We start from the raw sequence: 21,474 nt of genomic DNA on the forward strand, positions 1-21,474 counted from the left end.
GCTTCGGCGGCGAGCCTGGCTACTCTTTTCTATTTGCGCAGTTCAAACCGCGCCTGCCGAGCGTGGAGGACTTTGTGGAGCTGTATCGGGCGCCGTTGTGATCACGGCGGCAGGGTCACCTGCACGCGGCCAAAGCACTTCGGGGTGGTGGCTGCGTTGTAGGGTTCCTCGTAGATCACGCGCTCCCAGGTGTCGTCGATGGGAATGATGGTGGGGGTGTCCGTCAACGGCACCCAGGAGTTCGGGAGGGTGATGTCCGGGCTCTTCTGCGGGGTGTAGATCAGGCCGCTGTTTCTCCGCCGCAGGAACTCGTAGCGGAAGATGCTGCTGGGGCCGTTCGGCTGCGTCGTGATGCCCGGCAGGCCGCCGCTGCCTCCAGAAGCCATGGTCCGGGAGTCCGGGCCGCTGAGGTTCATGTTGAAGGCATATTTCAGGAGGTTGGCCACACCATCGTCGTGAGGCGTGGCATCCAGCGCTGCCGCTGGGCCGTTGAGACCTGCCGCTGCAATGACATTCGCAGCTAGTTGCAGGGGATTGGTGGCTGGAGGCGTGATCGTGACGGTGAAGATGGATGTGCCTTGGTTGCCTGCGGCATCTCTGGCCGTGACAGTCACCACCGTGGCTCCCACGGGTAAAAGCGATCCGCTGGGTGGATCGTAAGTGATGGCGGTGACTCCGACCGTGTCTGCGGCAGTTCCTTCATCATAGTTGACGACAGCCCCAGCAGAACTGGCCGCAGCCACTGATCTATCCGCCGGTGCCGTCACGACTGGGGGCGTGGTATCCCTCACGGTGACCACAAATCTCCCTGTCACGGCTTGTCCCACGGCGTCCTGTGCGGTCGCCTCGACGGTCGTTGGACCCACGGGGAAGACGCTGCCGCTGGAGTGTGACACTATTGGCACCAGGGGCTGCCATCCGGCATTCTGAGCAGTCACCGCAAAAGTCACCGCCGAGCCAGCCGCAGACAGGGCCTCCACCGTGATGTCGGCGGGGACCTCCAGGCTCGGTCCCGCCTGAAAGCCAGAAAGGGTGATGGCTGTCGAGGTAATCGTCACGGCGAAGCTGCCCGTGACAAATTGCTGAATGCCTCCGCCAAGAGCTTGTGAGGTGGCTCGCACGCGGCCATTGACCAGATTGCCAAAGGTGCCGGAGATACTGCTCGCGGTTGCAACGGTGATCTGGTCGGCAGGAAGTGGCGGAGCACTCAGTGTGTAGCGGACCGCTAGGCGACCGTTGAGAGCCAGATTTCCACCTCCACTTGCAAGGGGCACGACTTGCAGTGCAGAGCCATCGGTGATGTCCACTTGCAACGCACCCGCTGCCTGAAGGGTCACATTTCCGTGAACGATGAGGTGCTCAGGCTTGAGCACGCCACCGACGAACAGATTGTTGGAGTAGATGTCTCCGAAACCACCTAACTCCCCGTCAAAATTCACAGCACCGGGAAGCACCGTGATCGGTACGGGAAGCAGGCTATCCGCAGTCGTGTAACCGCTGATGATGCCCCCCTCCAGGGACATTTTGCCATCCATGACGATGCTTTCCGCCCTCACATGTCCGGTGCCCACCATCACCTCTCCCCATTTCTCCGCCACATCGTCTGCGTGGATGGACAGCTCCCCCACCACATCCAAAAGGGGGGCAAACTGAGACTTGGTCACCCATAGGGCATCGATCACGGGGCCGATTTCCACCGTAGTGCCGGGTTCTACCGGATCCGCCGTAAAGGTGATGTATGTAGTGGTGTTCGTTGCTTCGAATTCCACTTCCACGTCGATGTAAGCGGCGTTTCCAGGGGCGGCGAACGGAAATTCCAAAGGTGCCTGAAGGGGGAGAGTCGGGCTTGAGACGATGACCTTCCCGCCTCTCGGTAACTGGCCGCCCGAGGCCTTGAATTTCAGCGTATAGGTCTGCCCCATCCGAGTGCCAGCACTGACCGTCGCCTCACTGACCGCCAGATTTCTCGACTTCAGGCCATGCGCTGGTGGAAAGGCTGGCAGCGTTAGGATCTCGGCTCCAAGGCCATCTTCAAAACTCATCGGCAAACTCGGCGAATCGACACCGTGAAGCAGATTTGAGACGCCGCCCACCATGATCACGGTTCCGTCGATAACTCGCAGATCACCAGAACGGAAGTAACTGGAATCTCCCTCCAAGGCTAGCTCTGCGTCCAGTCCCATGGCTCCCATGTCACGCTCGATTTCCATCGGCGCTTCCACGGGCGAACCATCCCTCAGAACATCCAGCGATGCGCCATTGATCAACCTCAGCACACCGCCCAGATACCTCAATTTGTCCAGGCCATCTTCACCTCCGAATACCAGGGCACCTTCGCCATCCAGCTCAATAGCCTCATCACCCTGAATATGCACCAATGAAGTAAGATACACGGAAGCGCTAAGGCCCGGCCGCGCGGAGACAATCACCAGACCTTCTTCATGATCAATCAGCCCAGTGTCATTGAAGAGGTCAGCGATACCGCCGACTGCGGCATTGTGTATTGTCGCATTCACGATCAATTCACCCTGGTTGATGAGACGTACTGTGTCAATGATATGGGGTGGGGCCTTTGGTCGCCAGCCTCGGTCCCGTATCTCGAAAACGCCCCGGTTGCTCACGATGCGCTCTGTGAGTGTGAATGCATAAGCGGGTGTAATGAAACTGAAGAGATTGTCATAATTGATGATCTTGCTACCAGGCAACTCAAGAGTGAGATCACCCTCCTCTCCAATCTCGAGTGCCTCGACACCCCAATAGTCAAGGCCTATACCCCAGCCGCTAGGCCCGGAGCCAAGGCCTAGCAAGCCCGGCGCGAAAATCGATGGGTTCTCACCCGAGATGACCAAGTCTCTGTTGATAGACGCGCTTCCACCCGCTCTAGGCACCGCATATCCTCCGTGTACCGTCAGCCAGCCCTGTATCACGAGGTTCACCGTTGGGTCCATGTTCAGCCCCATCACATCTATGCTCGCATTGGCAGGGATGATCACTCCATCGCCACTGACATCATTGGTCAGATAGACATCAAACAGATGTTGCGAGAGATTGTCCACCTCGTAGTTGGATGGGTAAGGTTGTCCGTACTGCATCGAGGGATCCCACTCAGGCGACCAGTTCGAGAGATTATTCCAAAGCGGCGGAACATTGTCATCCCGGTGCCAATTGAACTGAATTCGAGCCTGGAGAGCAGCGGTTAGCAGAAACCAAGCGCAGGGCGTATAAAGAAATAACAAGGGAGATGATTTCATGGGCGCGTGTGGGATCCGGAGGTGGGCGGGCTACCGTATTCTACCCCGGCTGGTTAGGGGCATTTCCAGAAATCGTGCCGGATTAGCGGCGAAACAGCTCCAACAGGTGCTGGATCTCGACGCGGGCGTCGTCTCCCTCGTCGAGCGTGCGTTTGACCTCCTTGAGCAGGGCATCCCGAAAGTCCCGGCGTAGGCGGCTGAGGGCCACGCGCAGGGCATTCTCAGTCATGGAAAGCCGTGCGGCGATTTGGGCAAAGGCTTCGGTCTCAGGCTGTTCGCTGCTGAGTAGAGGTGATAGGGCGAGGTATAGCTCACCTTTGCCGACTTGCTCAAAATGCTGCCGCAGGCGGTGACGCACCTGCTCGATGAGTTCGACAGCCCAGCGGCGGTCATAGGCGTGCTCCGGTGTCTCCTGCGTGGCGTGCTGCTCACGCTGCCAGCGGGCCTCATCAGCATCCCACAGATCGGCCTCGGCCCGGACGCGCTGGTGGCGGCGCTGCTCACCGCGCTGAAAGTTGACTTTGAAGCGGGAGAGCGCCGTGAGCAGAAAGGTGCGCAGTTTTCCGCGTGCTGGGTCGGCCTTCCCGAAGGAGTGGGTGCGCATCATCTTCTGGAAAAAGCCCTGGAGCACGTCCTCTGCATCCTCGTGGCCCAGGCCGCTGCTGCGCAGGTAGCCGTAAAGCGGGTAGCGATAGGCGGTGAATATGTCATGCACGGCCTGCTGCACTTCTTTGGCATCTGCACTCTTGAGTCGGATGACCAGGGACCACTGCGTGGTGGGGAATGTGCGCTGGGCGGCAGGGGGAGACATGCAGACAGAGGTGTATGAAGTTCCCAGAGAATGCGCAACGATTGAAATACTTTTCTGTGAGCGGGGTAGATGAATGTACCTGTTACTGGGTGACGAATACGCCTAGCCGTGAATCAGGGCCCCTGCCGTTCTCCGAGGATGTCTAGCCAGCCCATTTCCTATATCCCCATGACTGATCCCCAGCCTCCCGAAGAAGACATCGCCCCGCTGCTGCGTATGGGGCTGGAAGACGAGACGATCCGCACAGCGGCACCCATGGCGGATGATGACGCCACGGTGATGACCAGCGCCCCGAGGCCGAGTTTCGTGAAACGTGGTGAGGGTGAAGCGGCGGGGGATATGATCGGCCCCTACCGTCTTATCGAGGTGCTGGGGGAGGGCGGCTTCGGTATCGTCTGGCGGGCGGAGCAGCGGGAGCCTATCCTGCGGGAGGTGGCGCTGAAGGTGATCAAGGCGGGCATGGACAGCCGAGAGATCATCACGCGCTTTTAGGCGGAGCGGCAGGCGTTGGCGCTGATGGATCATCCCCACATCGCGGCGGTGCTGGATGCGGGGAAGACGGACTCAAGTCGGCTTTACTTTGCAATGGAGATGGTCCGTGGGATGCCGCTCACGGAGCACAGTGATGCGCATCGACTGACGCTGAGGCAGCGGCTGGAGCTTTTCATCCCTGTGTGTCAGGCCGTACAGCATGCGCATCAAAAAGGCGTGCTGCACCGGGATCTGAAGCCGTCCAACATCCTAGTGACCATGGTGGATGGGAAACCCTCGCCCAAGGTGATCGACTTCGGCATCGCCAAGGCTCTGCAGACCGGAGCGGAGGCGGCTGAGGGGCTGAGCTTGCTCCAGACTCAGGGCCTTTCCCTCATCGGCACCCCCCTTTACATGAGCCCTGAGCAGGCGGGACTCTCGGGCCTGGATGTGGACAGCCGCAGTGACATTTACTCACTCGGCGTGGTGCTTTATGAGCTGCTCATCGGCACCACTCCCCTATCCAAAGAGACGCTCCACAAAGCCGCCATCGACGAGGTGCTGCGGCTGATCCGCGAGCAGGACCCACCGAGCCTGGAGCATTGCCTGATGACTCTGGGCAAGCAGACACAGACCGTGGCGGCCCAGCGACAGACGGAAATGCGAAAGCTGGCCTCCCAGGTGCGCGGGGACATCCAGTGGATCGTCCTCAGGGCACTGGAAAAAGACCGCGAGCGCCGCTATGCCAGCGCCAGTGCATTGGCGGAGGACATCCAGCATCATTTGCGGGACGAGCCTGTGAGCGCCGGTCCGCCCGGTGCCGCCTATCGCCTGGGCAAAATGGCCCGCAAGCACAAGGGGCCGCTGGCTGCTGCCGCCTTGGTCATGCTGAGCATGCTTGCAGGCATCGGCTTCACCGTCTGGCAGGCCGTGAGGGCCACCAAAGCAGAGCACCTCGCTGAATCTCGCCTGGGAGATGCGGAGAAAGCCCGCGACTCGGCGGAGGCGCTGGTGACAGAAGGCATCCACGGCATGAGGGGAAAGCTGCTGGCCCTGGGAAAGGTGGAGGCGTTGTCGGATATGGTGAAGGCCGCAGAGTCCTACTTTAAAGCCCTGCCACCCGAGCTGCTGGGGCAGGAGAAGTCCCAACGACATCTCGCCTCCCTCGCTTTGAACCGCGCCACCATCGCCCTAGCTCTTGGAAGGTCCGAAGAGCAAAAGAAGCACGCCGAAGAGTGCCTGAATATCATGGATAGTCTGCTGGCCAAGAATCCCGAGCGAGATGACCTCGCGGACGAGGCCAGCTTCGCCATGCTGAGCCTCTGGTACCTGCACATGGACGCCAGTGACTTCGACGCCCTCCTGCCCATGAGTGATCGGCTCACTCATCGCTGCCAAACATGGCTCAAGACCCACCCAGACACCCTCTGGGCCATGTATTACCAAGTGCTGGCGCAGAACATGGTGGCTCTCTCTCTGGTGCGGGACAAAGGCGAAGCCCTACAGGCGCAGATGCGCTTCATGGCGGCGGTGGAAATCACCAAGCGAATGCGTGCTGTGCATGGTGAGAAAAGCCAAGTGTGCGAAGCAGAGGGTCTCATGCACGCAGGTCAGGCCAAGGTGGCGGAAAGGTTAAAACAGCAAGACATGTCCATCCAGGAGTTCGAAGCCTCCGCCGCCTCCTTTACCAAAGCCATGGAGCTGGGCGGGGACTCCGCCCTGCTGCGGGAGGCACGCTGGAGTGCCGTCTATCGTGCAGGAAGCGGTCTCCGAAGCCGAGGCAAACAGACTCAAAACGCCGCAGAAGATAAACGCGGGGAAGACCTGCTGCTTCAGGCCTTGGAGGGCCGAAGGAAGCTGGTGGAGCTGGAGCCTGGGCGCGGCGAGTGGTGGCGTGACCTCGCCAACAGTCATTCCTCCATGGCATCGCTGCACTACGACCGCAAAAACCTGGAGGCAGAGCTGGCGAGCCGCTTGGAGGAACTGCGCTGCCGTGAGGAGGCCCTTGTTCGCAGCCCGCAGCGGCCTTTGCTCCTCTCAAACCGAGCGAAGACTCGTGATGACTTAGTCGGAGTGCTCCTGCGCCAGTCCGAGCCGCCCGTGGACAAAGCGGTGGAGCACCTGCTCACCAGCCTGCGTGACCTGCGGGCCTCCATCGAGATGAACGCCATGACTCTCGTGCTCAGTAATGATAAAAGTGAGTTCGCTGTGAAGAAGCTGCTGCGACTAGCAGTGACCCTACCCGCCAAAGGTCAAAGCTGGCTGGAGCAGGCCGCCGCGATCCTCGAACCCCTCGCAGGTAAAGTGGAAAAGTTTGATGCTCCAACCAGTCTAGCCCTCATCGCCAAAGCGCAGACCCAGGTGCTGGCCGCTCTAGGTAAGGAAAAAGAGGCCGCCGCCGCCGCACAGAAACTGCAGGCCATGACCGCCGCTACGGTCAGTGCCCAAGGGCGCATGGAAATCGCCGAGAAGCTACGCACCACCGCTGGAGAGAATCACAACAAAGCCGTAGCTCTCAGTGATCCCACTCAAAGACAGGCAGCCCACCTGAAGGTCGAGGCAGAAATCCGCGAGGTGCTGAAACTCGCTGCCGTAGTCTTAGCTGAAGATCCCAAGAGCCTCCCTGCACGCAAACTCAACGGGCAGTGCCTGCATGCCCTAGCCTACAATCTCCAGCATCAAGGAAAAGTACGGCAACGTGATTCGGTGCAGGCTTTTCTGGCCGCCATCTCGCACTTTGATCCCGAACAGCACGCCACCGAACTCAGTGAGAGCCACTATGCATGCGCAGGTAGCCACCTCGACCTGTATGAGTATGATGCGGCCAGTAAGCACGCCCGCAGCTCGGCGGATATCTTAGAGGCACTCTCCGGCTCCACCACGCCAGCCAGCGAGGACCTTTTCCGCCGCACTGGCCTGGCCTGGGCACGGCATGCTAAGGCCGAAGACCTCGCAGGCAGACCTGCCACTGCGCTCACCGCCAATGACAAGGCAATTAAAGCACACAAGCGAGCCTTTGAACTACTGCCGAGCAATCACAACCGCCTCTGGGACATCGCTAGCGCACAGGTTGAGAATACTAGCATCCTTCTCGCCACCAAGAAGCTGCCTGAAGCCCAAGAGCTGACCCAAGCGGCACTGCGGGAGCTACCCACACTCATAGAGAAGGAAAGCAAGACCACCCAGATTCTAGATTTCGCCGACAACAAGCTGGCCAAGCTTGCGGGCAACTTCATCACCGCCAGCCTTTATGGCACTGCGGCGGACATTCAGCGGGCAGTCATCCTGCTGCGCCGCCGCGCCGAGAAGCTCACGGGGCATTTGCCAGATGACTTCGAGAAAAGCGCCTACCGCAGCCGCTTCTCTGTGGTGAAGCTTCTGCACCTGCAAAAGAAGCCCCAAGAAGCCGAAGCCGAACTCCAAACCGCTCTCACTGAGGCCGAGAAGGGTGGCAGCAAGCTTTACCAAGCTGAGGCGCAGAAGTTCGCCTCCAGCGTGCTGCGAGAGGTCGGTGTGCGTGACCGGGTAGAAGCCTACGCCCGCACCGCTCACCAGCTCGCCCAAGAGAATGACCTCGGCTGGCGGGGCACCTTCTGCACCCTGGAGCTGGTCCGCGCCCTGGAATACCTCGGCAAGCAAGAAGAAGCTCTGCCACTCGTGCAGATAGCCTGGGACAAGGTCGAAGCCAAAACCTGGCCAGGCCAGCACGAGCGACTGCGTGTGGAAGTCACCAGACGTGCCTGTGAGCTGCATCATTCCCTCCACATCCGCCAGCCAAATGCGGCCCGCCTGCCCGCCGCCCAGCAGTGGCTCCAGCGCCTCCATGACGAGGCCCTTCGCAGCCAGCCCAAAAATGAGGGAGCCTGGAGCAGCGTCGTGGCTGATGCCAGCGGATGGATGACTCAGCTAGTCCTTGATGGTGATGCAGCCACCTTCCGCACCCTGCGCACAGCTTTACTCAAGAACACCGCCCCTTTCGGAAGCGCCGGACTCCAGCACCGCACGGCCAGCATTTGCCTAGCCCTACCTGCCGATGGTGCCGAGCTAGCCGACATCGTGCAACGAGCCGCCGCCGCCTACAAAAACGCGCCCCAGGCTGAGAAGCATCGCTACGCCTATACCCAGTCACTTTCCCTCATCCGCTCCGGAAAGTCGGCGGAGGCTTTGAAGATCATCACGCCTTGGCTTGGCAGAGGCAATACCACCGACTGGCTGATGCGGCATGCTCTTTCCTCCCTCGCCCACCGCGCCCTCGGGGATACTGCCGCAGCAGATGCTGAATTAAAAACCATCTCCACCGCCAGTGATCTCCACCAACGCACCCTCACCAGCCCCACCGCAGGGGACTCCATACTGGCCCGCACCCTGATCCGCGAGGCCTCTCAAGTTCAGAAATGAATGATGAATCCCCATCCTTGCAGTGCGAAGCATTGAGTATCCCGAAGGACGCTATGAGCAGGAGTCTGCGCATCATGAAAGCCCAGACCTGCTCTATGACCGCCAGTGGGCGCAAGAACTGATGCAGGTGGTGATGCAGCGTGTGCGCTCCCGCTACGAGTCCAAGGGGAAGGCGGCGTTATTTGAAGCCCTGTGCCACGTGCTGTTGAGCGGCGACATTAAACTGCCTCACCAAAACCAAAACTGCCGCGGCCTTCAAACGGGACAGCGGCAGTTGGGAATCACGAGATCAGAGCTTCACTCACTTCACCCATTCGCACGCAGGATCTGCGCGAGGACGTAGGGCAGGATGCCGCCGGCGCGGTAGTAGTCGATTTCGACGGGGGTGTCGATGCGGACGACCAACGGGATGTCGAAGGACGTGCCGTCGGACTTGTGGACGCGGAGGGTGGCTTCGCTCATGGGCTTGAAGTCGTTGGACAGGCCCAGGAGGTCGAAGGTGGCATCGGCGAGGTCTTTGACCTTGTCGTAGTCGGCCTTGTTCTTGAAGTTGCAGGGCAGGACGCCCATGCCGACGAGATTGCTGCGGTGGATGCGCTCGAAGCTCTTGGTGATGACGGCCTTCACGCCGAGAAGACGGGTGCCTTTGGCGGCCCAGTCGCGGCTGGAGCCCATGCCGTAGTCTTCACCGCCGAGGATGATGCTTGGCGTGCCAGCGGCTTTGTAGGCCTCAGCAGCGTCGTAGATGCTCATTTCAGTCCCTGCGGGCTGGAGCAGCGTGTCGCCGCCTTCTTTGCCGCCGAGCATGAGGTTCTTGATGCGGACATTAGCAAAAGTGCCGCGGGTCATGACGAGGTCATTGCCGCGACGGCTGCCGTAGCTGTTGAAATCGGCCTGCGTGACGCCGTTGTCCGTGAGGAATCGGCCGGCGGGGCTGGCTTTCTTGATGGCTCCGGCAGGGCTGATGTGGTCGGTGGTGACGCTGTCGCCGAAGATGCCGAGCGGGCGTGCGCCTTCAATATTCACGATGTCGCCGGGGGTCATGCTGAAGTCGGCGAAGAAGGGCGGATGCTGGATGTAGGTGGATTTGCCGTCCCACTCGAAGACCTCGCCGATGCTGCCCTGGATCTCGTTCCACTTCGGATTTTGCGAAGCGAAGTCGGTGTAGAGCTTGCGGAAGACATCGGGCGAAAGCGCGGACTCCATGGCATCGCGCACTTCTTTGAGCGTGGGCCAGATGTCCTTCAAATAGACGCCGCTGCCGGCGACGAGCTCGTCCTTGCTCAAGTCGATATCGACGGTGCCGGCGATGGCGTAGGCGACGACGAGCGGGGGCGACATGAGGAAGTTTGCCTTGATGCTCTGATGCACGCGGGCCTCAAAGTTGCGGTTCCCGGAGAGCACGGAGGCGGCGACGACGTCCTGGCCTTTGACGACATCTTCAATGCCGGCGTCGAGAGGGCCGGAGTTGCCGATGCAGGTGGTGCAGCCGTAGCCGACGGTCTGGAAGCCGAGCTTGTCGAGCTCGACCTGGAGGCCGGTCTTGGTGAGGTAATCGGTCACGACGCGGCTGCCTGGGCCGAGGCTGGTCTTCACCGAAGGCTTCACGGTGAGGCCCTTGGCGTTCGCTTTCTTCGCGAGCAGACCTGCGGCGAGCATGACGCTCGGGTTGGAGGTGTTTGTGCAGCTCGTGATGGCGGCGATGAGCACGGAGCCGTCGGTGATGGTGTCTTTCGTGTCGGCTTTGCTGTTCACGACGACTTCGGCGGGCTTGAAGGACTCCGCTTTGCCGAAACCACCGGCCTTCACATCCGCGCCGAGCAGGTCGCGGAACTTCGTCTTCAAAGCAGGCACCTCGATGCGGTCCTGCGGACGCTTCGGACCGGACACGCAGGGCACCACGCCGCTGAGGTCGATCTCCATCTCGGTGGTGAATTCGATGCTGCCCTTCTCGGTGGGGATGCCCCACATGCCCTGCGCTTTGTAGTAAGCCTCGACGGTCTTGCAAAGCTCTTCGCTGCGGCCGGTGCCGCGCAGGTAGGCGACGGTTTCTTCGTCCACGCCGAAGAAGCCCATCGTCGCGCCATACTCAGGTGCCATGTTCGCGATGGTCGCACGATCGGTGACCGGCAGGCTGACCGCGCCGGGGCCGTAGAATTCGACGAATTTTCCGACGACGCCGAGCTGGCGCAGCTTCTGAGTGACTTCGAGCACGAGGTCGGTGGCGGTGACGCCTTCTTTGAGCGCTCCGGTGAGGTAAACGCCCACGACTTCCGGCACCAGGAAGGTCACCGGCTGGCCGAGCATGCCTGCTTCGGCCTCAATGCCGCCCACGCCCCAACCCACGACGCCGAGGCCATTGATCATCGTCGTGTGCGAGTCCGTGCCGACGAGTGAATCCGGGTAATACACGCCGTCTTTCTCCAAAACACCCTTCGCGAGGTATTCGAGGTTCACCTGATGCACGATGCCGATGCCGGGGGGCACCACTTTGAAGGTGTCAAAGGCCTGCTCGCCCCATTTCAGGAACTGGTAGCGCTCCTTGTTGCGCTCAAACTCCAGCGCGAGGTTTTGATTCAGCGCCTGCTGCGTGCCGGCGAAATCGACCTGCACCGAGTGGTCCACCACGAGATCGACCGGCACCAGCGGCTCGACCATCTTCGGGTTCTTGCCGAGCTGCTTCACCTTCGAGCGCATCGCAGCCAGATCGACCAGAAGCGGCACGCCCGTGAAGTCTTGAAGCACGATGCGAGCGACGGTGAAGGGGATTTCATACTCGCCAGGGCTCTTCGCGTTCCAGTTCGCCAGATTCTTCACATCCGCCTCAGTGACCTTCTTGCCGTCAAAATTGCGCAGCAGCGACTCCAGCACGATACGGATGGAAACCGGCAGCTTCGAGACTTTGCCGATGCCTGCGGCCTCAAGAGCCGGGAGGGAGTAAAACTTGCCGGCGGAGCCGTTGCCAGTGGTGAAGGTTTGAGGGGTATTCATTGAGGGGAAGTCGAGGGAGGTAGAGAATTAGCCATAAGAGCAGGTTTGACACCCATTTTTTAATGTTCTGAGCGCTGTTTCGGACAAAAACCGGGATTGCCATACTATATGACATGGTGATAGAGTTTCCTGTGCGCCTGTTCTTTGCCGAGTTGCCCGGTTTCACCAAGGAGTGCCTTCAAAAGGCTTCCGACGAGGAATTGCGCACGTTTCAAAATGAACTCGCCGAGTCTCCTGACTCGGGAGACCTCATTCAAGGAACGGGAGGCTTGCGCAAAGCCCGCTTTCGCCTCGACGGGCGCGGCAAGAGTGGATCAGCCCGTGTAATCTACCTTTGGCTGCCGCATGTGCCATGCATCATCCTCTTCCATTTCTACACCAAGCAAACGAAAGCCAGCCTCAGTGCCGCTGACAAAAAAGCCCTCCGAGAAGCCGTCCATATCATCAAATCCTGTTACCATCCATGAAAGCCAAAGTGAACGAGATCGAATTCAATGCGAAAGCCCTCGTCGAGCGAGTACAGGCATTCGCCGCCCATGCAAAAAGCAAAACACCGATGCCCAACATACGCATCACTCAGATGGCCGAGCCGCCGAAGCTGAAACCGCTACCTCCGGCGGACATCAAACGCATCCGCACTCGCCTCGGTGTGAGCCAAGCCACCTTTGCAGCGCTTCTGAACGTGCCGCGGAATACCGCGATCAGTTGGGAAAACGGAGTGCGCAAGCCAAGCGGAGCCGCTTTGAAGCTATTGAGCCTGGTGAGTCAAAAGCCGGAGATCTTGGCTGTAGCCAGTTAGAACCGGTCACCGCTCAAAAATCGACTCCTCACCGCGGTCCGCGACTTTGAGGTAGCGGTAGTACACCTCGAGCTGGAGCGTGCAGAGTGTTTGGCGGTAGATGGCGTCTGCGGCATCGCCGGCGGGCCAGTTGGGGCGGCCGCGGCGGAAGGAGCCGTCAGCTTGCTGCGCCTTGAGGATTTGGGGGAGGAATTGCGCGTTGTAGAAGCGCCAGTCATCACCACCGGCCTGAAAGAAGGCCTGCGTTTGATAATACCAGCAGTAGAGGTTGCAGTTGCGGTCCCAGTCGAGCGGTTCGGCAGTCAGGAAGTCGCGCAAAAAGGCCACGCCCTTCTTCACGGCGGCGTTTTTGCCCTTTGCGAGCGTTTGCAGGCCCAGCAGGCCGCAGCCGGTGAGGCTCCATTGGTTGTAGTGCTCGTCACGGTTGGTTTTGCCGAAGCCACCGTCCTTCGTCTGTTTGGAAGCAAGGTATTCGCAGCAGCGGTCGATGGCGCGGTCGAGGCCGTCGATCTTCAGGCCGCTGTGCTTCGCAGCTTTGAGCGCCTGGTATTGCCAACCGGTCACGGAGAGGTCTTCGCCATGACTCTGCGCATCGTAAGCATGATCGCGACCGCCGTAGGTCCAGGCACCGCGCTCGTTTTGGCTCGTGAGAATGAGGCGCACCCCTTTTTCAAAGGTCTCGCGCAGTCCTGGCAGCCGTGCGCCACCGAGGCGGTAAAACGAATACATCTCCCCGAGTGCGTAGGTAGCGATCCCGTGCTCGTAAGCCGCTGAGCTCGCCGTGGTCTGCTCCGCGAGCATGCCGTGCGGGTTTTTGGCCGCCAGCTCGATGAGCCAGAGCATGCCAGAGCGGACGTGATCGCCATAAAACGGCGAATCCGGCGTCTCGCAGCGGCCGAGGTAGCAAAGAAGCGCCAGCCCGGTCATTGCGGCCTTGTTTGAGCGGCCCCAGGAGCCGCCAGCATTCTGTTGCGTCTTCAACCACTCGAGCGAGCGCGACACCGCCTGCTCACACTCTGGGCTGCCGCCGTTTTGGCGGAGTTTTTCCAGCCGCGACTGGGTGGAACATCGTGAATGAAAAAGATTCGGCGCACTGGCCACCCAGTTCCCCTGGCCGGAGCCACGAAAGCCATCCAGGCCATTCGATGCACCGATATTCATGGTGCTGGCGGCATTGGAGACACCGAGGCCCGGCCCAGCTTCAGGCAAAACGACATCATCCGGTGCTGGAAGATGCTCCGGCTTGACCTGAGAGATCACGAGGCGTGCTTTGGGAGCTTTCTTGGCGAGTGTCTTCACAGCATTTTGCCGCTTTCGATGCTTCAAATCGTCGTGCGCCTGCTTTGTGGTCTCCGAGCGGCCTGCGGGGATGAAGTCCACCTGCTCGCGGAAAACATCTCGCTTCATCCAGACGAGGCCCATCACGAGAAGGATGGCGGAATGAACTGTGATGCTGAGGAGTAAAGAGCTTCCGCCGAGTTTTTGCCAACGTGTGCGTATAGGGGAGTGCATGGTACTCCACATGACGCGGGAGTGAAAAAGCTCTTGGGGTCGGTCTTGAACACTTACACCTTCCGCTGGCCCCATTTTCGGCCGGCGGTGAGCGCGGTGATCGTTTCCTTTACGCGGCGGGCGATGGTTTCAGGCTGTTTGGCTTGGCTAATCCAGACTTTGTACTCACGCTGGCAGCTTGCTGTGAGCTTGGAGAAGCCTGCGGCGGCTTTGGGGCCCTTTTTGAGCGCGGCGGCCAAAGCGGGTGGCATGGGCCATTCGGCGCGTTTTTTCGTGGGTGGTGGTTTGGCGGTCAAATCGGCATCCAGGGCCACGGCGGCGTGCAAAAGGCGTTTTAGGGCCTGGGCGTCGAGTTTTGCGAAATCGGTGACGCGGATGGTTTGGATGCTCAGATTGCCTTCTTGCTCACTGAAGAGCTGAGTGATGCCACGCAGCTCTGTGCCGCGAAAAAAGGTGATGCCGAGGTGTTTTTTGCAGGCGCTGAGAGCACAGACGAGCTTTCGCCCGCTGAAACAGAGCATGTGCCATTTGATGCTCTCTTGCAGATCCGGCTCCCAGCGCTGAATCCAACTCCTCACCTCGCGAGCCATGTTTTGAGAAAATGGCGGTGCGAGATCGAGCCAAGTTTCTGGATCACGAGTGGGGGTGCGAGAGCAGTCCATAGACGTGTGTGGCTCCACGGATGGAGCGGACGAAATGGTGTTGGGTCAGTTGCCTTGGAAAAAGCCGCGCTTTTTCGGCTGTTCTGGCTGGGGTGCTGGGGCGGGCTGCGTCTGCTGTTTGGATCGCTCCTTGTCGGCGTTGTTTTTGTACCAGACGGGGCCGCTGGTTTTCATGTTGTAAATGAGGTCGTGGAAGTCGGTTTTGAGCTTCGGGTCGTTGATGAGCGCTCCGAGGAGGCCTTTGCCGTTGGTGATGTTGCGTGCGGCGACGGAGAAGCTGTCGGCGGCTCCTTTGATGGATTTCATGGTGTCGTCGGCACTGGCCATGACTTTGTCGAGCTTGGCGATGGGGGCGTCGAGTTTATCAAGGAGGGGGCCGAGTTTTTTGCTGCTGTCTTCAATGTTTTTGGAGGCAGCTTTAAAGCTGGCCGCTGCTTCTTTGAGATCGGCCAGGGATTCTTTGAGATGAGAGACGTTTTGGTCGCCGAAGACTTTTTCGTCCACGCGGGAGACGGCTGAGTCGAGCTTCGCGACGGTGTTTTTGATTTTGGAGATGGTTTCATCACTGAGGGCTCCTTGATTGAGCTTTGTTGTAGCAGCTTTGATCTCGGCTAGGGCGGGGCGGAGGTCTTTGCTGACGGCAGGCTTGAGGTCGTCTTCGATGAAGGAGCTGACTTGTTTGCCGATTTTTTCAGCGGCGCTTTGTAGGTTGCTGAGGCCGCCAGCTTCCTTGCCGACGATGGTCACGGTTTGCGTTTCGGTGATGAATTTGTCGGAGATGTGCTTCGGTGGCTCGATATCGACGAAGGCGTCGCCCATGAGGCCGGCGGTGGTGATGGTGAAGATGGACTCGGCTGGGATTTTTTCGCCCTGGAAGATTTCGAGGTCGATGATGACGGCGTTGAAGTTTTCGTTGTGGCGGGGCTTGTTCTTCACCTTGCCGATTCGCTTGCCGGCGAGGACGACGGGGCTGGCCTCCTTGATGCCAGAGGCGTCTGGGAAGCTGACGCTGAGGAAAAAGCTACCTTTGAAGAGGTCGCGCACGCTGCCGAATTGAAGGATGAGCAAGCTCATCATGACGAGCCCCACGGTGAGGAACAGGCCTACGAGTAGCTCAGTTTTTTTGTCGCGTTCTTCCATAAAGAGGTTGGGGGGAGGGGTGTTTAGAAATCGACGTGGGCGCGACCGGCGATGAAGTCCTGAACGACTTCATCGTCAAAGGCGCGGAGTTCTTCTTTGGTGCCGAGGAAGCGAAGGAGGCCGTCTTTGAGCATGGCGATGCGGTCGGCGATTTTGAAGAGGCTTTTCATGTCCTGGGTGACGACGAGGGAGGTGATGCCGTGGCGCTCCTGGAGGCGCAAAATGAGGGTGTCGATGACATCTGAGACGACGGGGTCGAGGCTAGAGGTGGGCTCGTCGTAGAGGATGCATTGGGCGCGGGTGACGACGGCACGGGCGATACCGGCTCGCTTGCGCATGCCACCAGAGAGATTGACGGGGAGCTTCTGACCATGCTGGCCGAGGCCGACAATGTCGAGTGCCTGGGAGACGCGTTCTTTGATTTCCTTTTTGTCGCGGACGCCGGATTCGACGAGGGGGAAAGCGACGTTTTGCTCGACGGTGAGGCTGTCAAAGAGGGCTCCGCTCTGAAAGAGCATGCTGACACGCTGACGCACGGGAGCGAGCTCTCGCTCTCGGAGGCCATTGACCTGGATGCCATCGACTTCGATGGTACCGCTGTCTGGCTGCATGAGACCGATGACATGCTTCATGGTCACCGTTTTGCCCTCGCCACTGGGGCCGATGATGCAGAGCGTTTCACCGCGAAAGACATCGAGGTCGATGCCGCGCAGGATGTGCTGCCAGCCTAGCTTTTTATGCAGGCCGCGGATGCGGATGAAGGGCTCTGTATGGTAATCGACCATGTGGGGTGGAACGCAGCAAACAGGCGGCGTTTAGACGGAATTGCCAAGCGGCCAGATGTAGTTCAGGAGGATGGAGAGGAAAAAATTCGCGATGAGCATAACGAGCGAGGAGATGACGACGGCACGGGTGGTGCCGATGCCGACGCCGACAGCTCCATTCTCCGCACTCAAACCCTGGTGACAGGCGACGAGGGTGATGATGATGCCGAAAACGAAGCCTTTGATCATGCCGATGACGATGTCCCACTGATTCGTGTGATCGACCATGTGACTCATGAACCAGGAGGCAGGAACACCATAACCATAGACGGCGACGGCATAGGAGGCCATGAGGCCGCAGGTGATGGACTCCGCGACCAAGATGGGCATGGAGATGAGCATGGCGATAAAGCGCGGCAGCACGAGGAAATCGACCGGATGCACGCCCATGACGCGGAGGGCATCGACCTGCTCAGTGACCTTCATGGTGCCGATGTCAGCGGCCATGGCGGCCCTGACTCGCCCGCCGACCATCAATCCGGCCAATACGGGTCCGGAGCGCGGCAGAGTGCGACGGAGACGATGGCCCCGACGGGAGGACTCCGACTCCGAAATCGACAAACTTGGCATAGGTCTGGAAAGTGAAGACGGCCCCTGTGAATGCGCCAGTGACGATGACGACAGCCTCGCGAGCCGTAGCCGCCGATGGAGACAATCTGATGGGCTACAATACCGGAGCCGCCATACGCTGTGAATGAAGGCATGGAGTAGATCACGCAGCAGATACGCGATCTGCCCCATGTAGGAGAGAAAGTGCAGGAAGGTGTGGCCTGGGATGCGGATGGACGTCGGTCACGAGATGCGCTCTTTAAGCGAAGGTGCTGAGAACGGCAATCCTTCAAGCTATCCGAAGATTTTCCCAACCCTCTCGCCTAACAGCGAACTACCAAAGCACAGGGCAAAAAAACCCTGTCCGGCGGAACCAGACGGGGTGTGAAAGGAGCAGCTTTGCAAAGAATGGCGACTACTGCGGGACGCGGAAGAGTTTGCCAGTGTAGCCGACATTTCACTTCCATTCCGAGAGGCAGGCTTGTGACATCGATTTGTCTGGTGCTTGGCGGCATAAGGGCCATTCACAAAGCCAGGGCGACCGGAGATGGAGGTGCCGTAGGGAGATCAGGAGCAGCGGGGGCCTGGACTTTGGGCTTGGCAAAGGGTATTCACAGCAGGGGTGGGCTTGCTGTTATTGAGGGCCGTGACATTGGTGTTCGGGACCACGTCTGTTTCCACACGGGGAGCGGTAGGAGTCACTTTGGGCTCAGGAGCCGAGACGATTTTAGGCGTCGTGGAGACTTTAGGAGCAGAGAGACGGCGTTGCTGATGCCATTGGGGACCAAGAAGGGCTTCTGCGTGTAAGGGCAGACCACTTTGGAGCCAGCTTCCATTCCACGCACATCGACGAGGCGGGAGGATTGAAGAAGGGGGAGCGCATATAGCCAGAAGTTCTGACGCGACAGTGGCTGTCGGCATCGGAGTGATCTTTTGCCGAGGGAGCACTGGAGCGGAGTCAACGCGGTCCTCAACCGGACTGACCGATTCGGTGTGCTCACACCCGGCGTGGTAGAGGCAGACAGCGCGAGGAGTCTGGATCTTCGGTGCGGCAGCAGCCATCGGCTGGATACGTGGTGTGCTATTGATTTGCAGAGAGCTCCATCGCTCATCATAAAGGGATCAATCCCTGGGACTGAATCTGCCTCAAGCCGGACCAGGGGGCAAGGAGCAGGAGGCGATGATAGAACGCAGCCGCACCAGCGCTGGCACGGCAAAGGATGGTCAGAGAACGTGAGTTCATAATGAAGGCGTTGGTTGTTTAAGGTTAAAGAGCTATTTTGAAATTAGCTTCCTTTTTTTAACGATTCTTAAAATGTGCAACAACAACGATGACAGGAATAGGTAAAACATTTCAAATAACCAAAATTACCATGACTTGGTCGATTTGCTGACTTGGCATTTTTCCGAGTCCATGCCGCCCACCCACATGAACTGGCGCATTATCACCGTAGGCAAACCGGCTTTTCCCTGGGCTCGGGAAGCGGTAGAAACCTACTTAAAACGCCTCCAACATTACACTCGGCTTGATCGTCATCCTCAAAGAAGGCCCTCGTGCCAGCGGAGAACAACAGATGCTCACCGCATCAGAAATGCACTGCGCATCGCGCTCGATGAGCGCGGCGAGTTCCGCCGTAGCGGATCAGCGCGTTGGATCGAAAAACAGCATCTCGCTGGAACGCAGCGTGTCTGCGTGCTCATCGGCGGTGCGGATGGACACTCGCCAGAGCTGCGAGAGAAGGCGGATGCTCTCTGGCGACTCTCGGACCTGACGCTTCAGCATGAGGTGGCCTTGATCGTGCTTCTGGAGCAGATTTATGGAGCCCATACCATCCTGAAAAAAAAAGAGCCTTATCACCGAGAATGAGGCACTTATTGTCTTTGAAAGGATTCTGCCATCGGCGGCGTTTTTTGCCGAACTGAGTCGCAACCATCTTCATCTTTTCGCCTTGTTGAAAAGCTTGGGCTTGTTAAATTATTAAAATTCTCCCGACTTTCATCCCTCCCGCCTCTCAATGTCGTCTTCCGTGCTCAAAACGTCATCCAGCCCAAGCTGCAGACGATCCGTATCATCCAGCCTGCCGAGGAGAATGAGCCTCCAAGCTAAGCCCATTCAGTCCCGGCAGGAGTCCTCCTGCCCCTTCCGACACGGGCGATGATATGCATGCTATATTGGTTATGGTGGAGAACAGTCCGCGGAGATGGCCATTCTTGACCGCGGAACGCGCCAAGCAGCCGGACTAATCCAGTGGCTGCGAGAATTGACCCAGTATGTGAGACGATCACGGGGTGTCGCCAGTGTGAGAGCTTCCCGAACCTGCACCCCGGATGGCGACAGGTTCTGAAAAAGAGCTCTCCAAGGTGCCATTACATCGTCAGGAGTGAGTATGACGCAGATGGTCGCCGTGATTTACCGCTGGGAGGTGTGGTCTGCCTGGCGCAGGCGAAATGCGACGCAGGAAGCGTGGTGGACTGATGGCACCGTGAGAAATTCAACACCGGAGTCATGCCCGCAGAAAGTGACGAGTTTGATAGCGGCAGAAAGTCAGGAGGCACCCGAAAGCGTTGCCCTCGTGCAGCCGGACCCGTTTGATTGCCCTCTACTCGCGATGCCTTGCCTCGATGACCATGGTGTCATCCAGAGAGCGAATGCCGCCGCCGCGCATCTGGTGCTCGACAACGGCATCGCCGAGGGAAGACGACTTTTGGGATGCCTGGGCAATCTGCAGCGGATGCGCGCGCGACTGCGCCAGCAGTATGTAGAGGTCTGTGCCGCACATGAGCAGGGACTAGCGATGCGGTACCGCAGATGACTTCCACACTGAGAAACGGCAGCGGAGAGCAGCGCTGGCCTCGTGTCAAGCCGTGCCAAATCCATCCAAACATGGAGTGAGGGTTGCGGCAGAGACGCTTGGACCGCGCAGTGCGTGCCGGAGTCGGTGATACCTCCGCCGCAAGTCAGCCCCTGTGCCGGAACATGTGCTGATGGCGCGCTACGGAATCTGCGAGTTAGCCGCCCCTGAGTCGCACCGCCACATGAACTGACCTGAGAATCTCCAAAAACCTGGAGGGAGCTCTCCCGAGCGAAGCAGGAGCCGGAGCACGATGCCGGAGGCGGAGCGCGGCTTTGTGAAGCGTGAATCTCGTTTGTGGAGCTTCTGCCTTGAGTGCCGCGCCTCGTGGTTCTCGGTGCTTGATGAGCGTGGCACGCCGATTTACCTGAACGAGTTAGTCGCGAAGATGCTGAGACGCCCGATTGATAAGGAGACAGGCGTGGAGGCGTCACAGGCGGCATGCCCCACGGGCGCAGCACCTGGCATATGGCAGTGGCTTGGCGGAGAGAGTGTGGCGGAGGCGGCTCACGCGCACTGTCTCGGGCTGGTTACGGCAGGAGGGCTTTGCCCATGGAGATCGAGTTTCATCCCGTGGCAAGACCGCCAGGTGGCTCGCTGCTGGTCTGCATCCAGGACGTGACGGAGGGCTGTTATGAGGAGGCAGCTTACGCGGTTCAATGGAGGAGAAATTCCGAGCGCCACCGCACCCGATCCAGCGGCGATCGTACTGACGGACAAAAACGGGGTCATCTTCGAGGAATCCGCATGCGGAGTTGCTGCTGGGGCAGCCGAAGCCGGAGCCTGGGACGCCATCCGCTGGATGCGTGGCTGGTTCCGAGAGCGATTACGTGGCGTGAGGCGCTGCGGTACGGCTACGAGGCGCTGCCAGAGCCGCTGACCGTGCGTGTGTGAAGCGTGCCGATGGCAGTGGCGCAGGATGCACGGATGCATCTGGCGCTGGTGCTTGGATGGAGAGGGCGAGCCACATTGCATGCCGTATTATTTCCAGGCACCTGTTGCTGTGCCCCATTGAGGTTCCATGGCCGTGAGGTGCCGCTGAAACGGCCTCCCAGGTATCTGGAAGCAGCCTCGGTGCCCTCGATTTGCTCCACCTCACCGTTTTTGGCTCCTCGGCGGATTTTTCGTGGATTGGGAGGTCAAAGTACGCCTGCGGAGCCGATTTATGTCGAAAGGACCATTCCGATCACGGAGACGCTGACGGTCGATTTACT

General features: G+C 59.4%; 14 protein-coding genes. 6 read left to right on the forward strand and 8 right to left on the reverse strand.

Features of this window, described 5'->3' with window-relative positions; all coding sequences use genetic code 11:
* Window positions 1-101: 101 nt before the first annotated feature.
* Together IPK32_25245 and IPK32_25250 are read right to left on the reverse strand one after the other, a co-directional pair.
* Window positions 102-3,251 (reverse strand): HYR domain-containing protein, encoded by a 3,150-nt coding sequence (locus IPK32_25245; GenBank protein ID MBK8095186.1) that lies wholly within the window; start codon window positions 3,249-3,251, stop codon window positions 102-104.
* Between the two features lie 82 nt (window positions 3,252-3,333).
* Window positions 3,334-4,062, reverse strand: a complete 729-nt coding sequence (locus tag IPK32_25250) for a hypothetical protein (GenBank protein ID MBK8095187.1) — start codon at window positions 4,060-4,062, stop codon at window positions 3,334-3,336.
* Between the two features lie 168 nt (window positions 4,063-4,230).
* Between IPK32_25250 and IPK32_25255 the strand changes: the two genes are divergently transcribed.
* Window positions 4,231-4,554 (forward strand): hypothetical protein, encoded by a 324-nt coding sequence (locus IPK32_25255; protein MBK8095188.1) that lies wholly within the window; start codon window positions 4,231-4,233, stop codon window positions 4,552-4,554.
* A 24-nt stretch (window positions 4,555-4,578) separates the two neighbouring features.
* On the forward strand, window positions 4,579-8,931 hold the full coding sequence (locus tag IPK32_25260) for a serine/threonine protein kinase (protein ID MBK8095189.1): 4,353 nt from the start codon (window positions 4,579-4,581) through the stop codon (window positions 8,929-8,931).
* A gap of 306 nt (window positions 8,932-9,237) precedes the next feature.
* Here the strand turns inward: IPK32_25260 and acnA are convergent, their stop codons facing one another.
* Complete coding sequence (gene acnA, locus IPK32_25265) at window positions 9,238-11,922, reverse strand: aconitate hydratase AcnA (GenBank protein ID MBK8095190.1); 2,685 nt, start codon at window positions 11,920-11,922, stop codon at window positions 9,238-9,240.
* 113 nt (window positions 11,923-12,035) lie between these two features.
* Between acnA and IPK32_25270 the strand changes: the two genes are divergently transcribed.
* Together IPK32_25270 and IPK32_25275 are read left to right on the forward strand one after the other, a co-directional pair.
* Window positions 12,036-12,389 (forward strand): hypothetical protein, encoded by a 354-nt coding sequence (locus IPK32_25270; GenBank protein MBK8095191.1) that lies wholly within the window; start codon window positions 12,036-12,038, stop codon window positions 12,387-12,389.
* 89 nt (window positions 12,390-12,478) lie between these two features.
* On the forward strand, window positions 12,479-12,721 hold the full coding sequence (locus tag IPK32_25275; protein ID MBK8095192.1) for a helix-turn-helix domain-containing protein: 243 nt from the start codon (window positions 12,479-12,481) through the stop codon (window positions 12,719-12,721).
* Window positions 12,722-12,727: 6 nt separating this feature from the next.
* Here the strand turns inward: IPK32_25275 and IPK32_25280 are convergent, their stop codons facing one another.
* Genes IPK32_25280 through IPK32_25300 form a run of 5 tightly spaced genes read right to left on the reverse strand, consistent with a single transcriptional unit; the run spans window position 12,728 to window position 17,333 of the window.
* Window positions 12,728-14,233: a terpene cyclase/mutase family protein gene (locus IPK32_25280; protein MBK8095193.1), complete on the reverse strand. Its 1,506-nt coding sequence runs from the start codon at window positions 14,231-14,233 to the stop codon at window positions 12,728-12,730.
* 53 nt (window positions 14,234-14,286) lie between these two features.
* Window positions 14,287-14,895, reverse strand: coding sequence for a YdeI/OmpD-associated family protein (locus IPK32_25285; protein ID MBK8095194.1), 609 nt, complete (start codon window positions 14,893-14,895; stop codon window positions 14,287-14,289).
* A gap of 45 nt (window positions 14,896-14,940) precedes the next feature.
* A complete protein-coding gene (locus IPK32_25290; protein MBK8095195.1) occupies window positions 14,941-16,035 on the reverse strand; it encodes an MCE family protein in 1,095 nt (364 codons plus the stop codon).
* Window positions 16,036-16,058: 23 nt separating this feature from the next.
* Window positions 16,059-16,820: an ATP-binding cassette domain-containing protein gene (locus tag IPK32_25295; protein MBK8095196.1), complete on the reverse strand. Its 762-nt coding sequence runs from the start codon at window positions 16,818-16,820 to the stop codon at window positions 16,059-16,061.
* A gap of 30 nt (window positions 16,821-16,850) precedes the next feature.
* Window positions 16,851-17,333, reverse strand: coding sequence for an ABC transporter permease (locus IPK32_25300; protein MBK8095197.1), 483 nt, complete (start codon window positions 17,331-17,333; stop codon window positions 16,851-16,853).
* A 1,489-nt stretch (window positions 17,334-18,822) separates the two neighbouring features.
* Here IPK32_25300 and IPK32_25305 point away from each other — a divergent pair.
* Together IPK32_25305 and IPK32_25310 are read left to right on the forward strand one after the other, a co-directional pair.
* Window positions 18,823-19,275 (forward strand): 23S rRNA (pseudouridine(1915)-N(3))-methyltransferase RlmH, encoded by a 453-nt coding sequence (locus IPK32_25305; GenBank protein MBK8095198.1) that lies wholly within the window; start codon window positions 18,823-18,825, stop codon window positions 19,273-19,275.
* Between the two features lie 520 nt (window positions 19,276-19,795).
* Window positions 19,796-20,221, forward strand: a complete 426-nt coding sequence (locus tag IPK32_25310; protein ID MBK8095199.1) for a hypothetical protein — start codon at window positions 19,796-19,798, stop codon at window positions 20,219-20,221.
* The last annotated feature ends 1,253 nt before the right edge of the window (window positions 20,222-21,474 follow it).

The organism is Verrucomicrobiaceae bacterium (genome assembly GCA_016713035.1).
GTDB lineage: Bacteria > Verrucomicrobiota > Verrucomicrobiia > Verrucomicrobiales > Verrucomicrobiaceae > Prosthecobacter.

What these genes read in the sequence shown, in the direction of transcription:
- IPK32_25290 (MBK8095195.1), bottom strand. Translation starts at nt 16,035, where the DNA reads ATGGAAGAACGCGACAAAAAAACTGAGCTACTCGTAGGCCTGTTCCTC.
- acnA (MBK8095190.1), bottom strand. Translation starts at nt 11,922, where the DNA reads ATGAATACCCCTCAAACCTTCACCACTGGCAACGGCTCCGCCGGCAAG.
- IPK32_25245 (MBK8095186.1), bottom strand. Translation starts at nt 3,251, where the DNA reads ATGAAATCATCTCCCTTGTTATTTCTTTATACGCCCTGCGCTTGGTTT.
- IPK32_25255 (MBK8095188.1), top strand. Translation starts at nt 4,231, where the DNA reads ATGACTGATCCCCAGCCTCCCGAAGAAGACATCGCCCCGCTGCTGCGT.
- IPK32_25250 (MBK8095187.1), bottom strand. Translation starts at nt 4,062, where the DNA reads ATGTCTCCCCCTGCCGCCCAGCGCACATTCCCCACCACGCAGTGGTCC.
- IPK32_25260 (MBK8095189.1), top strand. Translation starts at nt 4,579, where the DNA reads ATGGATCATCCCCACATCGCGGCGGTGCTGGATGCGGGGAAGACGGAC.
- IPK32_25305 (MBK8095198.1), top strand. Translation starts at nt 18,823, where the DNA reads ATGCCGCCCACCCACATGAACTGGCGCATTATCACCGTAGGCAAACCG.
- IPK32_25310 (MBK8095199.1), top strand. Translation starts at nt 19,796, where the DNA reads ATGACGCAGATGGTCGCCGTGATTTACCGCTGGGAGGTGTGGTCTGCC.
- IPK32_25300 (MBK8095197.1), bottom strand. Translation starts at nt 17,333, where the DNA reads ATGGTCGGCGGGCGAGTCAGGGCCGCCATGGCCGCTGACATCGGCACC.
- IPK32_25285 (MBK8095194.1), bottom strand. Translation starts at nt 14,895, where the DNA reads ATGGACTGCTCTCGCACCCCCACTCGTGATCCAGAAACTTGGCTCGAT.
- IPK32_25270 (MBK8095191.1), top strand. Translation starts at nt 12,036, where the DNA reads ATGGTGATAGAGTTTCCTGTGCGCCTGTTCTTTGCCGAGTTGCCCGGT.
- IPK32_25280 (MBK8095193.1), bottom strand. Translation starts at nt 14,233, where the DNA reads ATGCACTCCCCTATACGCACACGTTGGCAAAAACTCGGCGGAAGCTCT.
- IPK32_25275 (MBK8095192.1), top strand. Translation starts at nt 12,479, where the DNA reads ATGCCCAACATACGCATCACTCAGATGGCCGAGCCGCCGAAGCTGAAA.
- IPK32_25295 (MBK8095196.1), bottom strand. Translation starts at nt 16,820, where the DNA reads ATGGTCGATTACCATACAGAGCCCTTCATCCGCATCCGCGGCCTGCAT.